The organism is Glutamicibacter sp. AOP38-B1-38 (assembly GCF_052377485.1).
In the GTDB taxonomy this organism is placed as follows: domain Bacteria; phylum Actinomycetota; class Actinomycetes; order Actinomycetales; family Micrococcaceae; genus Glutamicibacter.
Genome location: NZ_JBQSWU010000011.1, coordinates 1 through 19426 on the forward strand (window position 1 = coordinate 1; position 19426 = coordinate 19426).

At 62.5% G+C, this 19426-nt stretch carries 19 protein-coding genes; 11 read left to right on the top strand and 8 right to left on the bottom strand.

What is annotated here, in order from left to right; translation table 11 throughout:
* Window positions 1-2663: exo-alpha-sialidase (locus ACT3TP_RS07905; protein ID WP_444620283.1), on the top strand; the 2663-nt coding region annotated here is incomplete at its 5' end.
* A 68-nt stretch (window positions 2664-2731) separates the two neighbouring features.
* On the opposite strand, the gene ACT3TP_RS07910 is transcribed toward ACT3TP_RS07905, so the two are convergent.
* Window positions 2732-3115 carry a VOC family protein gene (locus ACT3TP_RS07910; protein WP_444620285.1) on the bottom strand — a complete coding sequence of 128 codons (384 nt, stop codon included), beginning with the start codon at window positions 3113-3115 and terminating at the stop codon, window positions 2732-2734.
* 2 nt (window positions 3116-3117) lie between these two features.
* Entirely contained in the window at window positions 3118-4071 is a 954-nt protein-coding gene (locus ACT3TP_RS07915; protein ID WP_444620287.1) for a Nif3-like dinuclear metal center hexameric protein, read from the bottom strand.
* A 131-nt stretch (window positions 4072-4202) separates the two neighbouring features.
* Between ACT3TP_RS07915 and msrA the strand changes: the two genes are divergently transcribed.
* From msrA to ACT3TP_RS07935, 4 genes are all read left to right on the top strand, one after another.
* Window positions 4203-4730, top strand: a complete 528-nt coding sequence (gene msrA, locus ACT3TP_RS07920; RefSeq protein ID WP_444620398.1) for a peptide-methionine (S)-S-oxide reductase MsrA — start codon at window positions 4203-4205, stop codon at window positions 4728-4730.
* Between the two features lie 127 nt (window positions 4731-4857).
* Entirely contained in the window at window positions 4858-5793 is a 936-nt protein-coding gene (cysK, locus tag ACT3TP_RS07925) for a cysteine synthase A (protein WP_444620289.1), read from the top strand.
* Window positions 5794-5932: 139 nt separating this feature from the next.
* Window positions 5933-6517, top strand: a complete 585-nt coding sequence (epsC, locus tag ACT3TP_RS07930; protein WP_096288809.1) for a serine O-acetyltransferase EpsC — start codon at window positions 5933-5935, stop codon at window positions 6515-6517.
* Window positions 6518-6730: 213 nt separating this feature from the next.
* Window positions 6731-8311: an alpha/beta hydrolase domain-containing protein gene (locus ACT3TP_RS07935; RefSeq protein ID WP_444620290.1), complete on the top strand. Its 1581-nt coding sequence runs from the start codon at window positions 6731-6733 to the stop codon at window positions 8309-8311.
* 44 nt (window positions 8312-8355) lie between these two features.
* Here ACT3TP_RS07935 and ACT3TP_RS07940 read toward each other — a convergent pair whose 3' ends face one another.
* A complete protein-coding gene (locus ACT3TP_RS07940) occupies window positions 8356-8505 on the bottom strand; it encodes a hypothetical protein (protein WP_444620292.1) in 150 nt (49 codons plus the stop codon).
* 230 nt (window positions 8506-8735) lie between these two features.
* Between ACT3TP_RS07940 and ACT3TP_RS07945 the strand changes: the two genes are divergently transcribed.
* A complete protein-coding gene (locus ACT3TP_RS07945) occupies window positions 8736-9221 on the top strand; it encodes a hypothetical protein (protein WP_105569104.1) in 486 nt (161 codons plus the stop codon).
* A gap of 101 nt (window positions 9222-9322) precedes the next feature.
* On the opposite strand, the gene ACT3TP_RS07950 is transcribed toward ACT3TP_RS07945, so the two are convergent.
* From ACT3TP_RS07950 to ACT3TP_RS07960, 3 genes are all read right to left on the bottom strand, one after another.
* The gene (locus ACT3TP_RS07950; RefSeq protein ID WP_444620294.1) at window positions 9323-9679 is read right to left on the bottom strand and encodes a GntR family transcriptional regulator; all 357 of its coding nucleotides are present in this window, start codon (window positions 9677-9679) and stop codon (window positions 9323-9325) included.
* Complete coding sequence (locus ACT3TP_RS07955) at window positions 9676-10563, bottom strand: hypothetical protein (RefSeq protein WP_444620296.1); 888 nt, start codon at window positions 10561-10563, stop codon at window positions 9676-9678. The genes ACT3TP_RS07950 and ACT3TP_RS07955 overlap by 4 nt, the downstream gene beginning before the upstream one ends.
* Window positions 10564-11073: 510 nt before the next feature.
* A complete protein-coding gene (locus ACT3TP_RS07960; RefSeq protein WP_096287045.1) occupies window positions 11074-11493 on the bottom strand; it encodes a ClpX C4-type zinc finger protein in 420 nt (139 codons plus the stop codon).
* Between the two features lie 85 nt (window positions 11494-11578).
* On the opposite strand from ACT3TP_RS07960, the gene ACT3TP_RS07965 reads away from it, so the two are divergent.
* Window positions 11579-12832: an MFS transporter gene (locus ACT3TP_RS07965; protein ID WP_444620298.1), complete on the top strand. Its 1254-nt coding sequence runs from the start codon at window positions 11579-11581 to the stop codon at window positions 12830-12832.
* Window positions 12833-12921: 89 nt separating this feature from the next.
* Here ACT3TP_RS07965 and ACT3TP_RS07970 read toward each other — a convergent pair whose 3' ends face one another.
* Complete coding sequence (locus ACT3TP_RS07970; RefSeq protein ID WP_444620300.1) at window positions 12922-13347, bottom strand: hypothetical protein; 426 nt, start codon at window positions 13345-13347, stop codon at window positions 12922-12924.
* Window positions 13348-13541: 194 nt separating this feature from the next.
* Here ACT3TP_RS07970 and ACT3TP_RS07975 point away from each other — a divergent pair, with 194 nt between their 5' ends.
* Complete coding sequence (locus ACT3TP_RS07975; protein ID WP_444620302.1) at window positions 13542-13979, top strand: hypothetical protein; 438 nt, start codon at window positions 13542-13544, stop codon at window positions 13977-13979.
* 116 nt (window positions 13980-14095) lie between these two features.
* On the opposite strand, the gene ACT3TP_RS07980 is transcribed toward ACT3TP_RS07975, so the two are convergent.
* On the bottom strand, window positions 14096-15379 hold the full coding sequence (locus ACT3TP_RS07980; RefSeq protein ID WP_444620304.1) for a dicarboxylate/amino acid:cation symporter: 1284 nt from the start codon (window positions 15377-15379) through the stop codon (window positions 14096-14098).
* A gap of 359 nt (window positions 15380-15738) precedes the next feature.
* Between ACT3TP_RS07980 and ACT3TP_RS07985 the strand changes: the two genes are divergently transcribed.
* From ACT3TP_RS07985 to ACT3TP_RS07995, 3 genes are read left to right on the top strand one after another with little or no spacing between them, the layout of a single operon-like run.
* On the top strand, window positions 15739-16632 hold the full coding sequence (locus tag ACT3TP_RS07985; RefSeq protein ID WP_444620306.1) for a dihydrodipicolinate synthase family protein: 894 nt from the start codon (window positions 15739-15741) through the stop codon (window positions 16630-16632).
* 3 nt (window positions 16633-16635) lie between these two features.
* A complete protein-coding gene (locus ACT3TP_RS07990; RefSeq protein ID WP_444620308.1) occupies window positions 16636-18897 on the top strand; it encodes an ATP-binding cassette domain-containing protein in 2262 nt (753 codons plus the stop codon).
* A 3-nt stretch (window positions 18898-18900) separates the two neighbouring features.
* Complete coding sequence (locus ACT3TP_RS07995; protein ID WP_444620310.1) at window positions 18901-19380, top strand: GNAT family N-acetyltransferase; 480 nt, start codon at window positions 18901-18903, stop codon at window positions 19378-19380.
* Window positions 19381-19426 lie beyond the last annotated feature (46 nt).

The following is a 19426-nucleotide window of genomic DNA, read 5'->3' on the forward strand; positions in this document are numbered from 1 at the left end:
TGGCACACCTTGGAAACGGAGTTGTCATCTCTTCGTGGGACGCCCGTCCAGGCAGCGCCGCCGATGCCCCCAATGCCAACAGCATTGTCCAGCGGCGAAGCACGGACAACGGCGCCACCTGGGGCCCGCTCAGCACTATTGCCGCGGGATTCTCCGGCTCGGCAGCAGAAGGCAAATACGGCTATTCGGATCCAAGCTACGTGGTGGACCGAGAGGGCGGAAAGGTCTTCGCTTTCTTCGTGTACTCCAAAGACCAGGGCTTCCACGGAAGCGCCTGGGGCAATGACGACTCCAATCGCAATGTCTTGAGCGCAGCCGTGGTGCATTCAACGGATGCCGGGCTAACCTGGAGCGAACCACGGTTGATCACCGACGTAGTCAAACCCGGAGATAGTGCGGTCCCTGGGGCAGTGCGTGGGACATTCGCGACATCCGGCGAGGGTATTCAAGTCGCACGCGGGCCATATGCCGGACGCCTGATCCAGCAGTACGCCGGCGACGTCATGCAGCCGGACGGTTCACGATCCATCCAGGCATATTCGATCTATTCCGATGACCACGGAAAAACCTGGCAGCGCGGCGAATTCACCGGGCATTCGATGGATGAGAATAAAGTTGTCGAGCTTTCCGATGGGCGTATCATGCTCAACTCCCGCGATTCAGCCGGTGGCGGCTACCGAAAAGTTGCCGTCTCGGACGACGGAGGGCATAGCTATTCGAAGGTCGAACAGGACAAGAACCTTCCCGATCCAACAAACAACGCTCATGTGACGCAAATGCACCCAAACGCCGAAGCAAATAGCGCAGAGGCCAAGAAGCTGCTCTACACCGGCTCCAATTCCCAAACCGCACGTGAGAACGTTTCGGCACGAGTCTCCTGCGACGACGGCAAGACCTGGCCCGGCCTGCGCACCATCCGCCGCGGATTCTCCGCCTACTCGGTGGCTACCGCCTTAGACAAGGGACAGTTCGGTGTCTTCTTTGAGGCGAGCTACACCAACAACATGCAGTTCGCTTCCTTCGATGAACAGTGGCTGAACTACGTCTGTGCACCACTGTCTGCCGATGGCTTCAGCGCCGCGGCCGGAAGCACCCAGGATGTTGAAGTGACCATCACCAACCAGGAAAGCGAGCCGCTCTCCGGTTCGGTGCAGTTCGCTTCCTCCGAAAACTTCTCGGCGGAACCGGTGGATGTAGCGAACCTGCCAGCAGGCGAAAGCACTACGGTGGCGCTGCCGGTGGATATCGCCGCCGTGGCCAACGGCCGACAAAACCTTCAACTGCAGTTCATCACCGCCTCGGGCAAGACCTCGCAGGCTGTTGTGGAAACCGCCATCGCCGGCAGGGAAGTCACGGGCATCGAGGTCACTGGAAAACGTGGCGATGCCGACCGTGATCCAGCAGCGGATCCTTATCAGGTCGGGGAGAAACTTCCCTATCATTTCCTGGTGAAAAACACGGGGAATATCAACCAGTGGGTCGTTCCCACGGAAGGCAACTTTTCACCTTTTGCGGCCAAACCGGTAGGTGAGCCCAGCCCTTCGGGGAACTGCCGCTATTCGAACCTCGCCGCCGGCAAGTCTTATGCCTGCACTACCCCTGCCCACGAGGTAACCGCTGACGATGTAGCCGACGGATTCTTCGTCCCCGCAACTCATTGGACCTCGGGACGCTTGAATGAGTTCAATGCGATTGTTGACGAATACCAGATCACCGGGGACGAAGTGGACCTCCTTGAACGCAATCCCGGGCTGAGCATCTCGGTCGCCGAACCGGTATTCGTCGACAAGGACGATGATGGCTTCGCCTCCCTCGGTGACGTCGTTGCCTACGAACTCACAGTTTCCAACGAAGGCAACGTTCGGCTCACGGACCTGCAGGGGGCCGGAAATGATCTTTCCGCGCTGGAAGCCGGGCAATCCCAGACGGCGAGCGCCACCCGAAAGCTTTCCGCGTCGGATATCGAAGCCGGCACCCTCGACGCCTACACCGAGGTTTCGACGGCAAAAAATGGCTTGCGCCAGGTCGAAGCCCAGTACACTTTGGCCGCCACGCAGCTTCCGCAAGCGCCCCAGGACTCAGAGACCAGCCAACCGGCGCGTGCGGTGCTTTCGCACGATAACGGTTATGACACTGGCCTGAAGGACGGTGACTACACCGTCAGCATGAACCTGTGGTGGGGCGCCAATGCTTCACGATTCGTGCTGCTGGAGGACGGCGCGGAGATCTCCCGCCAAGAGCTCGAACCAAATTCGCCTACGGCCCAGCAGGCGACGGTAGACGTTGCCGGCAAGCCCAACGGGGTGTACGTCTACCAAGCCGTGCTCACCAATGCTGCCGGAACCACGAGGACCGAAGAGCTGGAGCTGGAGGTTACGGACGCCAACCCAGCGACGGGCGTGCTCAGCGGATCCGCCGAGAAGACCGGCGGGAGGGTTAACCTTGAGACCAACATATGGTGGGGCACCAATGCCAGCGGCTATCGCCTCTACGAGAATGGTGAGCTCGTCGACGAACAGGAGCTGAGGGTTGCTACCCCCGCAGCGCAAAAAGCCGTCACCGCATTGAGCCAGCGAGCACCCGGCACTTACCAGTACCAGGCGGTGCTGAGCAACGAGGTCGGAGAAACCAAGACCAAGATCATTGAAGTCAAGGTGCGCTAGCGGCGAAAGGCAATTTCTGGCGGTGACCCGGTAGCTGATCCACCGGGGCGCCGCCAGCTGCTGTTGCGCTAGCGGCGGGCGACCAGCTCGACCTCGAAACCGGCGGCGTCCGCTAGGTACGCGGCGTAGTGTTCTGCTCCTCCGGCATGCGGATGCTCCGCGGGGAACAGCAGCGTGAAGCCGTGCTCGAGCGCCTCGGCGGTCAGCTCATCGACCTGCGCGCGGCTTCCGGCATGGAACGCCAGATGGTTCATTCCCGGGGCGCAGCGTTGATGCGGGGCATCGATTACGTCCGGACCGGATTCGAGCACGATGTAGAAGTCCTGCTGCCGATAGCTGATGCCGCTGGCCCACGTGGATTCGACGTCGAATCCCAGGCGCAGCAGCAGCCAGCCCAACGAGCTGGTGCTGGCGCGCAGGTCGGCCACCCAGAGTTCTAGATGATGCAGCATGACTAGGGGGTGAGCACGAAGTCCCAAGGGTCGGAGTTGATCTGCGACACCTCGATCTCCACCTCGTGGCCCAGATCCTGCAGGACGTTCTGCAGCGCCCGGGCGCCGGCCGAAAGCCAAACCCATTCCGAGGCAAAATGCGACACATCGATGAGGAAGGGGTGTCCCCCGTCGGCTGATTCGCGGGCCTCGCTGGCCGGGTGGTGGCGCAAATCCGCGGTGACATAGACATCGGCCTTGTGCGCGCGCACCGCGTCGAAGAGGGAGTCGCCGGCCCCGCCGCACAATGCGACCTTGCGGACGATGCCCAGACGCTCCCCGGCCACGCGCACGCCGCCGGCTACCGCAGGCAGCACGGAATACACGCGTTCGGCGAAGTCCTCGAGCTTCATCGGCTTGTCCAGGAAGCCGACCCGGCCCAGCCCCTCTTCGGGCAGGCCATCCTTGGATTCGACCAGCGGCACGCAGTCCTTGAGGCCGAAGGCGTCGGCGAGGGCGTCATTCACGCCGCCAATCGCATTGTCGGCATTGGTGTGGGCGGTCAACAAGGCGGTGCCTGTTTCGATCAGCCGGTGAATTGCTTCGCCCTTGAAGCTCGTGCCCGCCACCTGGGTCACTCCGCGCAATAACAGCGGATGGTGGGTGATCAGCAGGTCGGCGTCGCGCGCGATCGCATCGTTGATGACCTCCAAGGTCGGGTCCACTGCCAGGACGATCTTCTTCACCTTGGCGGTGGTGCGGCCGGTGACAAGGCCTACGGCATCCCAATCTTCGGCCAACGACTGCGGCCACAGTTCTTCCACGGCCTCAAGCACGTCGCCTAAGGTCGTGGCACTGATATTAGCGTCGGCCTCGACGTTTTCTGCCGCTTCATCGCTCACGGTAGAAAGATTGGCGGACGGCGAAGCCGGGTTCTTCTGCTCCGGATCCTGCGGGGTATTAGCCTTGCTCTGCATGCTTCCACCCTACGCCGTGCAACTGGGTCAGGAACATAATGCAACGCCGCGACGTTATGGACTCTGTGAGTATTCTCAGATTAGACACACCCCATCGTTTCTCCGCCCGAATGACCGTGGCGGACACCGAACTGACGACCTTTGTCCTTGCCGGTGGCTGTTTTTGGTGCCTCGACGCCGTGTACCAGCGCACCCGCGGAGTGCACGCGGTGCTCTCCGGGTACCAAGGCGGACACACCAGCAATCCGGATTACCGGCAGGTGTGTTCGGGCACCTCCGGTCACGCCGAGGTGGTTGCGGTCATCTTTGATGAACAGGTGGTTCCGGCCGAAGTCATTTTGGACATGTTCTTCACCGTGCACGACCCGACGACGCTCAACCGCCAAGGCTATGACGTGGGCACGCAGTATCGTTCGGCGATGTTCCCGCTGGATCAAAGCCAGCGCGAAGTCTTCGAGGCAAGCATGCAGAAGTACGCGGCACTCTACCCGAGCCCGATCGTGACGACTATCGAGGAGTCGAGAGATTTCTACCCGGCCGAGCAAGTGCACCAAGATTACTACTCGGAGAACCAAGAAGTCGGGTATTGCCGAGTCATTATTGACCCGAAGCTCGCAAAAGTCAGGAAATATTACGCCCAATGGCTTAACGAGAGCTAAGCGGCGCACCAGCCGATTAGGGTTAGTAGTGAAACTTTAGGGACGAAACGCCGTATTCACGGACTTCTCCAACCACCCTCGCCGGGCATCAGCGGCCTGCATCGAGTCACGTAAGGATTGCGTATACATGGGCAAGATCTACAACAATGTCACCGAGATCATCGGCAACACTCCCCTGGTGAAGCTCAACCGCTTAGGCGAAGGGCTGCCGGGCAGCGTCGCGGTGAAGCTGGAGTTCTACAATCCAGCCAACTCGGTCAAGGACCGCATCGGCGTAGCCATCGTCGATGCCGCCGAAAAGTCTGGTGACTTGAAGCCAGGCGGCACCATCGTTGAAGGCACCAGCGGCAACACCGGCATCGCCCTGGCCATGGTTGGCGCAGCCCGCGGCTACAAGGTCATCCTGACCATGCCGGAGACCATGTCCACCGAGCGCCGCGTGATGCTGCGCGCCTATGGTGCCGAGATCGTACTGACCCCGGGTGCCGATGGCATGCGCGGTGCGGTAGAGAAGGCCAAGGAAATCGTGGCCACCTCGGACAACGCCATCTGGGCCCAGCAGTTCGCGAACACCGCGAACCCACAGGTGCACGCGGACACCACCGGCCCGGAGATCTGGGCAGATACCGATGGCAAGATCGACGTGCTCGTGGCCGGCATCGGTACCGGTGGCACCATCACCGGCGCTGGCCGTTACCTGAAGGAAAAGAACCCCAACCTGAAGATCGTTGCGGTCGAGCCCAAGGATTCACCAATTCTCAACGGCGGCAAGCCGGGCCCGCACAAGATCCAGGGTCTGGGCGCGAACTTCATCCCTGAGGTGCTCGATACCGAGCTGTATGACGAGGTGCTCGACGCCTCGATCGAGGATTCGGTCTCTGTGGCACGCGACCTGGGCGTGAAGGAAGGCATCCTCGGCGGTATTTCCGCCGGCGCAGCCGTCTGGGGCGCCTTGCAGATCGCGGCCCGCGAAGAGAACGCCGGCAAGCAGATTGTCACCGTTATCCCCGACTTCGGTGAGCGCTACATCTCCACCCTGCTCTTCGATGACATCCGCGGCTAAGAAATAGTTTCTTTCTTCGCGAATAAATCGGCGTGACCCGTCGTTGGATCTTAATAGGTCCGCGGTGCGGTTTGCGCCGATTTGTCATGTGCCCAATTCAGCGGCACCTCAGCATGCAGCACGCACTAAGGTTGTTTATATGAGTTTTTTCTCCCGGTTACGTGAAGACCTCGCCAACGCCCGCTCCCATGACCCGGCAGCACGCAGCGATACCGAGAACTTCTTCGTGTATTCAGGATTGCATGCCATCTGGATTCACCGGTTGGCGCACAAGATGTGGCAGAACCCCTCGCTGCGCTGGCCGGCCAGGCTGCTCTCGCAGGCGAACCGTGCGATCACCGGCATCGAGATCCACCCCGGTGCCACCATTGGGCGGCGCTTCTTCATCGACCACGGCATGGGAATCGTCATCGGCGAAACCGCCGAGATCGGCGACGACGTGATGCTTTATCACGGGGTGACCCTGGGCGGCCGGTCGCTGGCCAAGACCAAACGCCACCCGACCATCGAGGACCGCGTGGTCATCGGTGCCGGCGCAAAGATCCTGGGCCCGATCACCATCGGTGCCGACTCGGCCGTTGGCGCGAACGCGGTGGTGGTCAAGGACGCACCAGCAGGTTCGATCGTCACCGGCATTCCGGCGCAGAACCGACCGCGCAAGCCAGATGAGCATAAGCCCGCGGTGGATCCTGCGGAGTACATCGACCCGGCGATGTGGATCTAATTCCCCGCTGAATCGACTGCGGCGGCCCGGTGCCTTGGCATAGCAATTGCTGTGCCAAGGCACCGGGCCACCGGCATTTAACCTGCTCTGCGAAGTGGTGCCGGCAAGTTATGGCAACCAGTGGACTGCCCGATCTGGCCCCTAAGATGCTGGCGATCAGGGGGTGCGCAGATGCATCCCGATCATCACCTTAGCCCCACGAAGGAGTGGATCGTGCCTCATCAATCCAGAAACCTGCGATACCGGAAGCTCTTGGCGGCGTCCTGCCTCGGCGCGCTTGGCCTGGGCTTGCTCGCCTCCCCGGCGGGGGCGGCCCCGGCCAAGCATCCGTACCCCGGCAGCGGCACGCTCGAAGTCGTCCCCGAGGTGCTCGGGCCGATCGAAGCCACCGGGGATAGCTATCCCTGGTCCTCCCTGAGCCACGCTCGGGTGCCGGCGGATGTCTCGGAGCTGGGCTACGTGGAGGAAGAGTTCTTCCTGCGCGGTGAAGCGAACGTCTACGGCAATCCCGAGGGCGAACTGCAGGTAGTCACGGAAAACGTGCCGTATACCAACCACCTGCTGGTGCGCCGCCCGGCCAAGAAGGCGGACTCCTCTGGCGTGGTGCTCGTGGACATCCTCAACGCCTCCAACGGCTTTCCCGGCGAGGACCACCTGCGGCGCATGTGGGACTGGGCCGTAGAAGAAGGCCACACGATCATCGGCGTGACGTCCAAGCCCATCCAGGTCGACGCGTTGAAGAACTTCGACCCCGAACGCTATGCGCCGCTGAGCTGGGATACCGCGGACGCTGAGCGCGAACCGATCATCGCCGACCGCGATGACCCCTCGTCCTTCGACCCGTTCATGGTGGTGCCCGGAGCCGAAGAAGGGCTCGCCTGGGACATCATCACCCAGGTGGGCACGCTGCTGGAGAGCAGGCAAGGCCGCGCGCTGCTTGGCGGCCAGCAGGCGAAAACCGTGCTGCTCATGGGCCAATCCCAGTCGGGACTCTACCTGAACACCTATGCCTCGAACTTCCACGAGCCCGTCACCGAGGCCAACCGCGGACCGGTCTTCGACGGGTACCTGAACACCGTCGGAGCCGTCCTCGAGCGTCCTCTGGCCCAGCCGCAGGCCGGCGGGCTGGCGACGGTGCCCGGGTCCGAGCCGGCGCTGGATGTCCCGTTCATCACGGTCACCTCCGAGGGCGATGCAGGCCTGTTCGGGGCCGCCACCCTGGCCGAGAAGGAACTGACGGAGAATCGACGTCACTGGCAGGTGCCGGGCACGCCGCACACCGATCTGCTGTCGCCGGTCGTCCCGGCGGATGCCGAAATCTACCGTTCCGGACGACTGCCGAATACCGCGGTGCACGACGAGGCATTCCGCAGCACGCTGAACACCTTTCCGCTGGAACCTGCGGTCGTTGCGGCCACCGAGTCGCTGATCAACTGGTCCAAGCGAAATCGCGAAGCCGCGCCTTCTCAGTGGTTCGAGCAGTCGGCGGGCCAATTGGTACGCGGCGCGGACGGCAATGCCGCCGGCGGACTGCGCTACGGGCTGCTGGAGCACCCGTTGGGCCAGTTCCACGGGGCAGCGCACCCTGGGGCGGTATACGGCTCGATGGAGCTGATCTCCGCGGAAGAATTTGCGCAGAGCTACGGGACCCGGTCCGCTTATCTGGAGCTGGTCGGCAAGGTCGATACGAAGCTGATCGAGCAGGGCTACCTCACCGAATGGGGGCAGCGTTACTTCGCCGAAGTGGCCAACGATCTCCTGGATCGCATCGGCGTGCCAGCCGGCACGAAGTAGCTTCCGAACAACGGTTGAGCGCAAAAGCACCTGGGACCAACGCATCAGCGTTGGTCCCAGGTGCTTTTGGCGGTGCGCACGGTCTCCGACGGCTGCTGGAAGCGCAGTCGCCCCAACTGCGCGATTACCCCGGCTTGAGCGGCCATCCGGGTTTCGCCGAAGCGTAGAGGTGATGCCCGCGGATGTCTCTCCATACCCACCATCACCTGGGGCATAGCTCAGACTCGCAGCGTCCGGGTCTGGCAATGAAGCTCGAGGCACGAGCCGCATCCGTCCACATCCATTCTTTGCCTTTGGTTCAAAGAGGGAAAACCATGAATGGAATCGAGGTCTCGGCGCCAGAAGTTCCGGTGGTGGATCGGCGTACGGGATCGGAGCAGCAATACCCGAAGAGAATCCACGCCGGTAGCGCTAGGCTGGCCACATGATGAGGATTGTTTCAGCTCCGGCAGATCTTGTTGTCGCAACCAATGATGGCGTAGACGTACGGTTTGCCGGCATCGAAGCGATGGCCGATGTACCGATCGTTTCCGACGAATGGCTGGGACGCGAAGGCGTCAGGATCTACTTTCAAGGCATTCGCAGCCACGAGACGTGGCAGCGCGACGTTCGCTACGAAGAGCAATTGGCGCAATGGGCCGAGCTGAGGAACCGTGATGGGGAGGAAGCCGCGGGAGACCCGCCATCAATGCCCGGCCAGCTCGTTCTTGGTCCGGTTGGAGCGGTCATCTCCGACGACGCGGGGACCACTTACCGGTTGAGCGCCGGACAAGTCGCCGGGAGCGCGGCGGGGTGGGAGGCCTCTTGGGTGTATCTTCCCGAGCCTCCGAAGACAGCTCGGCTCTTAACGCTTGAATTCACTCTTGATAGTCAGCTAACCGGCAAGACATGCCAAGTGCGATTGGACTGACTCGGGAAAGTGCCGGTTTTGGGTTCGGTCGGCGGTGCAACATCTGGATTTCTATGAGAAGTCGCCCCGCCCGGGCCCCTAGGTCCAGAGCGGAATGCGGGTCAAGATGTGGACCATATGGCGCGGAGGATACGGATCGTTTCATCTAGCTCAACGGCTTCGCTTTTGCTTGTTTTGACAAGGTGCGTAGCCGCTGAGAGAACAGCGCCAGGGGTGGCCGAGCCATTTGCGCTCACGCGTGTACCACTTCCGATCCGGGTGACGAGGAAGCCTTCGCCCTCAAGGGCCGTATAGGCTTTGGCAACTGTGCCAGGCGCTATGCCTAAGTCATTGGCCAGTTGCCGGACGGAGGGCAGCTTCTGGCCGGCGGATAACAAGCCGGAGGTAATGAGCCCGAGAATTTGGTCCCGAATCTGATCGACAATCGGGGTGCCTGAATCGCTGAGGGTGATGATCATGGCCGCGCTGCCTTGCTGGTTTCATGTGTACGCGTGGCGAGTGATCCGATCAAGACTGACCACCACAACACCATGCCGACGATGGACGAGAGGAGCGCAGCCACCTGCAGCACTGGCCCAAGTGCCGCAAAGGAGGTTCCGAACTCCGACCATCCCGTTTGAGAGTAGCTGAGCGAGGCCGTGCCTGAGAGGGTTTGCAGGGTGACGCTGAGGTGGAGAAGCACCCCTCCCGTGGCGACAGAGAAGATCTTGCTGCTGCGTACGGCCCTTTGGCCTGCATCGCGTTGTGAGTCGCTGGCTAGTGCTGGACGTGAAATCGAGGCAATACCGATCAGTACGGTGATGCAAATGATCGCGATCAAGATCAAACAAGGCGTCGAAAACCACCATCCGTAGATATTCGTGCTCGCGCTGACGCCTTCGGCGGGGTGCATCGTGAACATCACATATCTGCCGCGTTCGTCAGGGCTTGAAGCCAGTCCAGCGAAAAGCGCGATGGCGAACGCCGCAGCCACCACAGCGGCCAGGCAAGCTAGCCAGGCACGAGAAGTGAAAGTCAGGAGAGTGCGTGGGGCCAGCGCGGCAGAGCCGCTCGGGCCGGATGCAGGCGCGGGAACCACCATGAAGATCAAGGCAACAACGGTCAAGACCAGTGGGGCCAGATAACGGACAAGCTGCACTACCAGGACTGGGTCTTCACCGAGGTTTGCCAGCCTCCACAAGTACAGGGGCCAGGCGGCCAATGCGATGACGCCTCCAAGCGCGAGGACCATTCCGAGGAGAGTGGATCGACGTACGGCTTCGGGCAGGACCAAGTGCGCTCGCCGGCCGAAAAGCGCCATAGCTAACGCTATGAGCAGTGCAACAACAGTTGGGCCTGCCATGTACAGAATCATGATCATTGAATTTGCCTCCCGAAAGTGTACTAGTGCTATGGCACATAAGTGTGCCATAGCGTTAGTACACTTTCTAGGGCTAGCACCATTTGATCCGGGCATCACGCTGCGCCGAGCGCTGGGACACGGAGGAAAATAATGCCCCTCAATGAGAATTCGCTTCAGCTCGAAGTGAAGCGTCTGATCAATCCATCGGGCACGGTCTTAGCGCTGGTCGGCCACCGTCACGACGGTGATCGAATATGGGATCATCGAACTCGCGTCAGTCACTGCCATGACTGCAATTCCAGCCGCGATCCAGCCTTATGCATTTCAAGGCTGCCGACCATTGTCCGCATCGGAACACGAGTCGTCAATCGGGGATACAGGCTGGGAAACGCTTGGGTTAATCACCGTCAACGCCGGCCGACCCTTGCGCGGGAACGGCTATGATACTCTCCGCGCCCGGGTGCGGCCGGCCAGTTTCTTGCCGTGCGGACGAACCTCAATTGGCTCCGGCTACTGCCCATCCTCGGCGCGTTGGGCGGCAGTCGATTGGTGGAACCTTTCCCAAGCCGACTGGCGCGACATCCCCAAGGATTCTCCGATGCTGGCCCAGCTCAGCTTCCGCACCCTGGCGGCAGAGACCCAGTTGCGAAGGTGGCCCTCGACGTCGTCTCGCGCCTTGGCCACACGGGGAAGCTGCCGGAGCAGGTCCGCGTCATTCAAGATGTCCCATGGGGCACGCGCAATCGAGTGCGCCTCGGGATCCGCTTTGTGAAAAAGCCCTAGGGCAGCCTCCGCGCATTGACGGCAGATACCCACCGCTGGCGCTCCCACCAGAACGCCCGTTTCTTCACGCGATCGGAGGCAGAACGAACACATGAACGGTTGGTCGGCACTGGCAATGTCCTTGACGCCGCCGATTTCATTTCCCATGAAACCAGTCTAGGCGAACTTCTTGTTTTGTCAGCCAGTAGCTGACAAGGTGTAAGGAAATGCCTGACACGAAGTTTGGGAGCCCATGACCTTTCACGATCCGACCGCGCTAGCCGAGCAAACACCGCCAAGGCTCCCCCGCGCCTTCACCTCTATGATGTCGACCAGCGCCGCGGAGGGTTTTGGCGACGTGCTGGCCCGGACGCTCCTGCCCATCCTGGCGGTCTCCATTTTGGGCTTCGGTACGGGATTTGTGGGGATCCTCAACTCGATCGGGCTGGCTTCGTTCCTTCTGCTAGGCGTGCCGGTTGGCATGCTCATTGACCGGTTGAGGAACCGACATCGGGCCATGCGCGTGGCCACCATTGCCCGGTGCCTGGTACTGCTGGGCCTTTTCGCATCGCTCTATGCCGGTTGGCTTTCGGATGCCGTGGTCATCGGCGCCGCGGTGGTCATCGGATTCGCAGATGTCGTGTTCACCACCGCCCAAAGCACTGTCATTCCGCGGCTGGTCCAGACCGAACGCTTGAAACACGCGTACTCACGGCTGGCCATCGTCAATCAGACAGCATCCACCGCTGCTGCGGCCACCGGCAGCCTTACCTTGGGATTGCTCGGTATGCCCGGCATGATCTGGGCGGCAATATGCTCCTACGCGGCGTCTGTCCTGTTCCAGCGCGGCATCAAGTTAGATTCAGCCCCTGCCCAGCGAAGTCCGGCACGCCGGGGAAAAGGGAGTTTCCGCGACGGATTCCAGACCTTGCACCGAGTACCTGCCTTATGGGCCTTGACCCAGTCCGGAGCACTGACGAACGCCGGGGTCATGCTGGGTAACACCGTGCTGCCGGTCTTCCTTTTGCGGGACCTCGGCGTTGCACCTGCAGCGTTCGCCGCCCTGGGAATCGTCTCCGCGATCGGCGCCATCCTCGGAGCAGGCCTTTCACCGCGACTTTCGGCGAAATTCGGTCTGAGAACGCTTCGAATCGCGGCAGCGTTCCTTTCGGTTCCCGCTGTAGCCATGGCTATCGCCTGCCAGCAATTGCCCGGCCACGAACTCATCTGGCTATCGGCCCAATCCCTCACATGGAGTTTTCTGGTTTCGATATCCGCAGTTGCCGGGGCGGAAGTCCTGCCACGTAGTGTTCCTGCCGAGGAACTGGCCACCGTGGGCTCGGCCCAACGGACCATCACCCTGGGCATCATGCCTATTGCTGCACTACTGGGCGGAGCAATCGCGGCATTAACCGGGCCCGTCCCGCTGCTGTGCGTCTGGGCGGTGTTGGCGGGAGCCGCCGCGCTACCGATCCTCCGCGAACAGTCCCTGAAGTCGTTTCGCTAGCAGGCAGAGGATGCGGCGCATGAGACCACGCGCCTTCACGGACCGGGAGAGCAGACAGCAAACGAGCTGCCGCGCAGTTGCCTAGCTGATCAGTTCACGGCGAAGAGCGTCGACCAAGACACGTCGATCACGCATAGTCCATCGTCGGTTTCGCGATAAAAGACGTCTCCCGGGTAGTCGGTGCCGGGCACTGCCCCCTCGGGAAGACCTTCTAGATTGATGCTCCACTGAGGGTCGAGCGCCGCTTGATCAACCCAATGCCCGGCGAAGAACTCCTCCGGCTCGCCGGCGGAACGCCCCGACCAGTCGCTGGGCGATCCGAGATCCGCAACGGAATCCTCGCAGACAGTGTCTGGCGTTTCGCCCGAAGCCATATCACTGACAAGCTGCTCGGTCGTTTGAATCACCTGGGCACCATCGTTTCCCCAGATGAGGCTGTCAATTGCGCATCCAGTCAATAGCGCCGCGAGCGTACCTACCGAAAGTCCGTAAACGGCTCTGCGAATCCGTGTCATGCTTCAAACCTACCGCCTTGCCTGCCCGTCCTTCGTATGGAAGCCAAACAACGAATGCTATGCCCGGTAATGGTTCCTTCATCGGGCAGGAACTAGGACGAACCGATCGCTTGGGGTCAAGAAAACATCAGCCGCGGGACCTGAAACCTGTGCTGAGGTAGCCTTTCATTAACGTCCACCCGGAGGGTTCGAAAATGCGCATGCGTAGGATTTCTTTAGCAGTCATTGGCATCGGTGGGGTGCTGGCACTCACCGCGTGCTCCGGGCATAGCGGGATTCAGGCACTGGATGAGCAATTCGCTTCCGAGGATGCCCTGCCCGCAGCGGTTGATTTGGGAGATGCCATAGACCGGGAAAGTTCAAGGCACCTGACTACCCACGAACAGGTCCGGTATTTCGTAGCCGCCTCCCCTGATTCCTCGCTAGGCTGCATCATCGTTGTTCCCCCAGGCGCAGATCCCCATTGGTTTTCCGGCTGCAGTTCGCTGGGAGCAACCGACGTGATAATGACCGCGTCGACTCCACCCAGCGGCCTTGCGGCTTCCCTAGTCAGGGATGACGCTGATACCCGCGAGCTGGAATCCGAAGGATGGATCAGGATTCACGACAATGTCCTCGTCCCCGGCCCGTAGCCACGTTCCTTGAACTACTGCGGCCCCATCGCGACAAGCACACCGGTTGAGCGCTTAAAGCACCTGGGACCAACGCTTATGCGTTGGTCCCAGGTGCTTTTTGATGGTGCGAAGAGCTAGTCGGCCAGGGTGTGCGACTCTTTGCCGCTGCCCGCGATGACCTCAACCTGCTCATCGGCAGGATCCTGCGCCTGCGCGCCGAGCTTGCCGCGGGTGAGCTTGTGCATGATCAACGCGATGGCTCCGTCGCCGGTCACGTTGGTGGCGGTGCCGAAGCTGTCCAGCGCGATGTAAGCGGCGAACATCAGTCCGACCTCGACCTCGCCAAAGCCGAGCATCTGCGCCAGCAGGCCCGCGGCGGCCGCGATGGCACCGCCGGGAACGCCAGGAGCGGCGATCATCATGACGCCGAGCATCAGGATGAATGGCAGGTAAGCGCCGAAGGAGACGTTGCCGCCGGTGAGCAGCAGCACGGCCAGCGAGAAGCAGGTGATCTTGACCATCGAGCCGGAGAGGTGGATGGTCGCGCCCAGTGGCACCACGAAGCCCGCCACCGAATCGGAGACGCCGTTCTTCTTCGCCGAGGCGAGGGTGACCGGAATGGTGGCCGCCGAAGAGGAGGTGCCCAGGGCGGTGAAGTAGGCGTCGCGCATATTCCACAGCGCCTTCAGCGGGTTCTGCCCGGTCATCGAACCGGCCACCGTGTACTGGATCAGCAGCACCACAAGGGTCAGCGCGAAGGACACCACGGCCACGAGCAGGAACTTGGTCACCACGGTCACGGCCGAGCCGCTGGCCGAGAGATCAAGGAAGATTCCGAAGATGAACAACGGCAGCGCCGGGACGATAATGCGGCGGATTACCATCTCGATGATGGTGCGGAATTCGACGGCACCGCGGAAGAGCACGGTGCTGCGGAATGCGGTCAGGCCGATACCGATCACGAACGCGAGGATCAGCGCGCTCATCACGCCGATGACAGGCTCCAAGACGATCTCGGTGGCACCGTCCCCTGCGGAAGTCACCAGCGAGAGGTAGGCCTCGAACCCGGATCCGGAATCCTCACCCAGGGTTTCCAATCCGCCGCCGCTGAGCGCGGAGGTGAACAGCCAGCGGCCCACGAAGTAAGCGAGCAGGCCGGCCAGAACGGTGGAGGAGTAAGCGATCAGCGCCGTCACACCGAGCCACTTGCCGGCACCCTTGCCCAGCTCGGCGATCGCGGGCATCACCAGGCCCAAGATGATCAGCGGCACGATGAAGCTCAGGAATCCCGAGAAGATCGAGTTGTATGTCAGGAATGCGCTGCCCAGCCACACCGGCATCACCGGCCCAAGCAGAATGCCCAGGACGATAGCAACAAGGATCCACCCAAGCAGTGGGATCTTTTTCAACAGGTTCATGTGCTTCTTTCATGGTGACGAATGATGTGTGATGAGCTGAGGGGCGTCGAACCCACGGGTTTTGTGGCGCACGACATGCATCCACCATGTTATGGCCTGCACTCGGTTCTTAGAAACCATGAGACAGGTCATATGGATGAGACGTGGCTCAATGCCGCCAACTCTCGCCTTTTGTCCAGAGAATCCCGCGCTTTGGCGAATCCATTGAGCGTTCCGTCTCCGAACAACGATTAAACGCTAGCGCCCCAGCCCGACGAGGGATACCAGGTTACCTGCACCGCGTCATATTCTGCCGCCCTGACGCCCCCGGGTTTAATGAGAGGGCCATCCTCTCCGCCCATGACTTGGAGCACCTCGATATGTTTTCCGGGCTCAGCGCCTTCCCGCTCACTCCCCTGGTCGAGGACCGCCTCGACGAGCCACGCTTCACCGCGCTCATCGAACGGCTATCTGGCAGCGGCGTCGATTCAATCACCGTGCTCGGCTCCACCGGCATGTACCCCTACCTCGATCCCGGCGAGCGCGCCCGGGCAGCCGAGCTGGCGGTGCCGGCCGCCAACGGATTGCCGGTATACGTGGGCGTCGGTGCGCTGCGCACCTCGCAGGTCTTGGCGAATGTGCGTTCGGCCGAGCTGGCCGGGGCCCAAGGACTGCTCCTGGCCCCGGTCAGCTATCAGCCGCTGACCGAAGATGAGGTGTTCGCCCTGTTTGCCGCGGTCTGCGCGGCGAGCACCTTGCCGGTGATCCTCTATGACAACCCGGGCACCACCCACTTCAACTTCAGCCTGGAGCTCTACGCGAGGATCAGTGCCCTGCCAAACGTCGCGTCGATCAAGATCCCACCGCTGCCGGCTAACCCGCAAGCGGCACGCGAGCACCTCGCCGCGATCCGTTCGGTGATCCCGGCGGAGGTCACCCTGGGGATTTCGGGAGATGCCGTCGCCGCGGCGGGACTGGCCGCCGGATGCGACGGGTGGTACAGCGTGCTCGCCGGAACCCTGCCGGAGCTGGCGTTGCGGATCTGCGCACCGGCCAGCGAGTCGGATCATGAGCGGGCGCTCACCGAATCGGGGCAGCTTGCCGGCCTGTGGGAGTTCTACACCGCCTGCGGCGGCAGCGCCCGCGCCATCGCGGGCCTGGCCCGGGAGCTCGGGATGGTCTCGGACTCCGCCCTGCCGGCCCCGCTGCACAATCTGAGCGGCGAACTGCGCACCCGGGCCAGGGAGCTGCTGCGGGAACTGGGTAGGATTTAGCTCATGACCCAGCATCCTGCAGATACCCATGACCTGATCCGCGTCCGCCAAGCACGGGAGAACAATCTGCAGGGGGTGGATGCGGACATCCCCAAGCGCCGCATCACCGCTTTTACCGGAGTCTCCGGCTCGGGCAAGTCTTCGCTGGTCTTCGGCACCATTGCCGCGGAGTCGCAACGGCTGATCAACGAAACCTACACCTCCTTCGTCCAGTCCTTCATGCCCTCGATGCCGCGGCCCGATGTCGAGGTGCTGGAAAACCTGTCGGCGGCGATCGTGGTGGACCAGGAGCGCATGGGGGCGAACTCGCGCTCCACCGTGGGCACCGCCACCGACGCGTACTCGCTGCTGCGCGTGCTCTACTCGCGCTATTCCACCCCGAGCGCCGGCGGGGCCGGAGCGTATTCGTTCAATCTTGGCGAGGGGGCCTGCGCGAGCTGCGAGGGGTTCGGCACCGAGGCGAGCATCGACCTGGACGAACTGCTCGACTGGGATAGAACGCTGGCCGAGGGAGCCATCACGGCCCCAAACTTCGCCCCGGATTCCTGGCTCTGGCAGACGCTGACCGCAGGCACCGAACCGGACCTGCAGGTGAAGCTCAAGGACATGCCCAAGGACATGCTGGAGCGGATGCTCTACGCGGAGCCGGGCAAGGTCAAGCTCAACGGGGCGAATATGAGCTACTCCGGGCTGATCACCCGGATCAAGTCCAACTACATCCACTCCGGCCGGGAAATCAAGCAGGCGCATATCCGGGATTGGATCGAGCGCATCTCCACCACCGCACCCTGCGCCGCCTGCAACGGCTCGCGGTTGAGCGAGAAGGCGCGCGCCTCGAAGATTGCGGGCCTGGGCATCGCCCAGATGACCGCCATGCAGGTCACCGACCTGCATGCGCAGCTCGAGAAGCTCGCGATCGAAGACGCCGCACCGCTGCTGGCCAATCTGCGCGCGATCCTCGCCTCCATGATCCAGATCGGCTTGGGCTACATCTCACTGGACCGCCCGGCCGGCACACTCTCCGGCGGCGAGGCGCAGCGCGTAAAGATGATCCGGCACCTGGGCAGCGCACTCTCCGATGTCACCTACGTATTCGACGAACCCACGGTGGGCTTGCACCCGCACGATATCCAGCGCATGAACCACCTGCTGCGCGACCTGCGCGACAAGGGCAATACGGTGCTGGTCGTCGAGCACAAGCCCGAGGTCATCAAGATCGCCGACCACGTGATCGACCTCGGCCCCGGGGCCGGGCTGCACGGCGGCAACATCAGCTACGCGGGCAACCTGGCAGGCCTGCTGGCCAGCGACACCGTGACCGGCAGGCACTTCTCCGCCCGGGTGCCGATCAAGCGGTCCGTGCGCAGCGGCCAGGACCCGCTGCAGATCCGCGCGGCCAGCACCCACAACCTGAAGAATATCGACGTGGACATCCCGCGCGGCGTGCTGTGCGCGATCACCGGGGTAGCCGGCTCCGGAAAGTCCACGCTCATCCACAGCACCATCTCCAAGCGCGAGGACGTCGCGGTGGTGGACCAGTCCGCCATTGGCGGCTCCCGGCGCAGCAACCCGGCAACCTACACCTCGATCCTGGACCCGATCCGCGCCGCCTTCGCCAAAGCCAATTCCGTCAAGCCAGCGCTGTTCAGCGCCAACTCGGAAGGGGCCTGCCCGAACTGCAACGGGGTGGGCTTCACCTACACCGATCTGGCCACCATGGCCGGGGTGCAACTGCGCTGCGAGGTCTGCGAAGGCAAGCGCTACACCGCCAAGGTCCTCGAATACCAGCTGGACGGGCTGAACATCGCCGAGGTGCTCAACCTGAGCATCGAACAAGCATTCGACCAGCTCAAGATCCCCAAGGCCAAGGCCATGCTCGAACGGCTGAACCAGGTGGGCCTGGGCTACATCAAGCTCGGCCAACCGCTGAACACCCTCTCCGGCGGCGAACGCCAGCGCCTGAAGCTGGCCATCAACCTGGGCAAGGGGCAGGGAACCTACATCCTGGACGAACCCACCACCGGCCTGCACATGGCCGACGTGGACCGGCTGCTGGGACTGCTTGATGAAATGGTGGACGAAGGCAATACGGTGATCGTCATCGAACACCACCTGGCCGTGGTCGCCCACGCGGACTGGGTGATCGATCTGGGCCCGGGCGCCGGCCACGACGGCGGCAGCATCGTCTTCGAAGGGACCCCCGAGCAGCTGGCCGGCTCCGGCACGCTCACCGGCCAGCACCTGGCCGAATACACCGCCGGCTAGCCCATGGACTTCACCCTGCGCGCCCCCGGACCGGCCGATGTCGAGGCCCTTGCCCGGCTGCATACCCGCTGCTGGAAGCAAAGCTACGCCAACCAGCTGCCGCCCGATTACTTCACCGCGGAGCAGCTGGAGTCACGGCGCGCCCTCTGGAAGCGGCTGGCCGCCGACCAGAATCCGGCGCTGCGCCGGATCGTGGCCGAGTCGCACGGAGAACTGGTCGGTTTCGCGCTCGCCGGTCCGGGCCTGGATGGCGAAGACCAGCTGCAGCTGTACAGCCTGTACTTGCTGGCCCAATGCCATGGAACGGGCATCGGGCAGGGGCTCTTGGATGCGGTGCTGGGAGACGAGCCGGCGGTGCTCTGGGTGGCCCAGGGCAATCCGCGGGCCACGGCGTTTTACCGGCGCAACGGCTTCGCCTTCGACGGGACCGAAAAGACGGATCCGCAGTTGCCGCAAATGATCGAGTTGCGCATGCTTCGCTGAGCGAATCCGCACGGGCCTACAATGAAGTTCGGTGGATTGCCCACCG

What these genes read in the sequence shown, in the direction of transcription:
- ACT3TP_RS07975 (WP_444620302.1), top strand. Translation starts at nt 13,542, where the DNA reads ATGCGCATGCGTAGGATTTCTTTAGCAGTCATTGGCATCGGTGGGGTG.
- ACT3TP_RS07970 (WP_444620300.1), bottom strand. Translation starts at nt 13,347, where the DNA reads ATGACACGGATTCGCAGAGCCGTTTACGGACTTTCGGTAGGTACGCTC.
- ACT3TP_RS07915 (WP_444620287.1), bottom strand. Translation starts at nt 4,071, where the DNA reads ATGCAGAGCAAGGCTAATACCCCGCAGGATCCGGAGCAGAAGAACCCG.
- ACT3TP_RS07955 (WP_444620296.1), bottom strand. Translation starts at nt 10,563, where the DNA reads ATGGCAGGCCCAACTGTTGTTGCACTGCTCATAGCGTTAGCTATGGCG.
- ACT3TP_RS07965 (WP_444620298.1), top strand. Translation starts at nt 11,579, where the DNA reads ATGACCTTTCACGATCCGACCGCGCTAGCCGAGCAAACACCGCCAAGG.
- ACT3TP_RS07985 (WP_444620306.1), top strand. Translation starts at nt 15,739, where the DNA reads ATGTTTTCCGGGCTCAGCGCCTTCCCGCTCACTCCCCTGGTCGAGGAC.
- ACT3TP_RS07995 (WP_444620310.1), top strand. Translation starts at nt 18,901, where the DNA reads ATGGACTTCACCCTGCGCGCCCCCGGACCGGCCGATGTCGAGGCCCTT.
- ACT3TP_RS07950 (WP_444620294.1), bottom strand. Translation starts at nt 9,679, where the DNA reads ATGATCATCACCCTCAGCGATTCAGGCACCCCGATTGTCGATCAGATT.
- ACT3TP_RS07940 (WP_444620292.1), bottom strand. Translation starts at nt 8,505, where the DNA reads ATGGAGAGACATCCGCGGGCATCACCTCTACGCTTCGGCGAAACCCGG.
- ACT3TP_RS07945 (WP_105569104.1), top strand. Translation starts at nt 8,736, where the DNA reads ATGATGAGGATTGTTTCAGCTCCGGCAGATCTTGTTGTCGCAACCAAT.
- ACT3TP_RS07980 (WP_444620304.1), bottom strand. Translation starts at nt 15,379, where the DNA reads ATGAACCTGTTGAAAAAGATCCCACTGCTTGGGTGGATCCTTGTTGCT.
- cysK (WP_444620289.1), top strand. Translation starts at nt 4,858, where the DNA reads ATGGGCAAGATCTACAACAATGTCACCGAGATCATCGGCAACACTCCC.
- ACT3TP_RS07910 (WP_444620285.1), bottom strand. Translation starts at nt 3,115, where the DNA reads ATGCTGCATCATCTAGAACTCTGGGTGGCCGACCTGCGCGCCAGCACC.
- ACT3TP_RS07990 (WP_444620308.1), top strand. Translation starts at nt 16,636, where the DNA reads ATGACCCAGCATCCTGCAGATACCCATGACCTGATCCGCGTCCGCCAA.
- epsC (WP_096288809.1), top strand. Translation starts at nt 5,933, where the DNA reads ATGAGTTTTTTCTCCCGGTTACGTGAAGACCTCGCCAACGCCCGCTCC.
- ACT3TP_RS07960 (WP_096287045.1), bottom strand. Translation starts at nt 11,493, where the DNA reads ATGGGAAATGAAATCGGCGGCGTCAAGGACATTGCCAGTGCCGACCAA.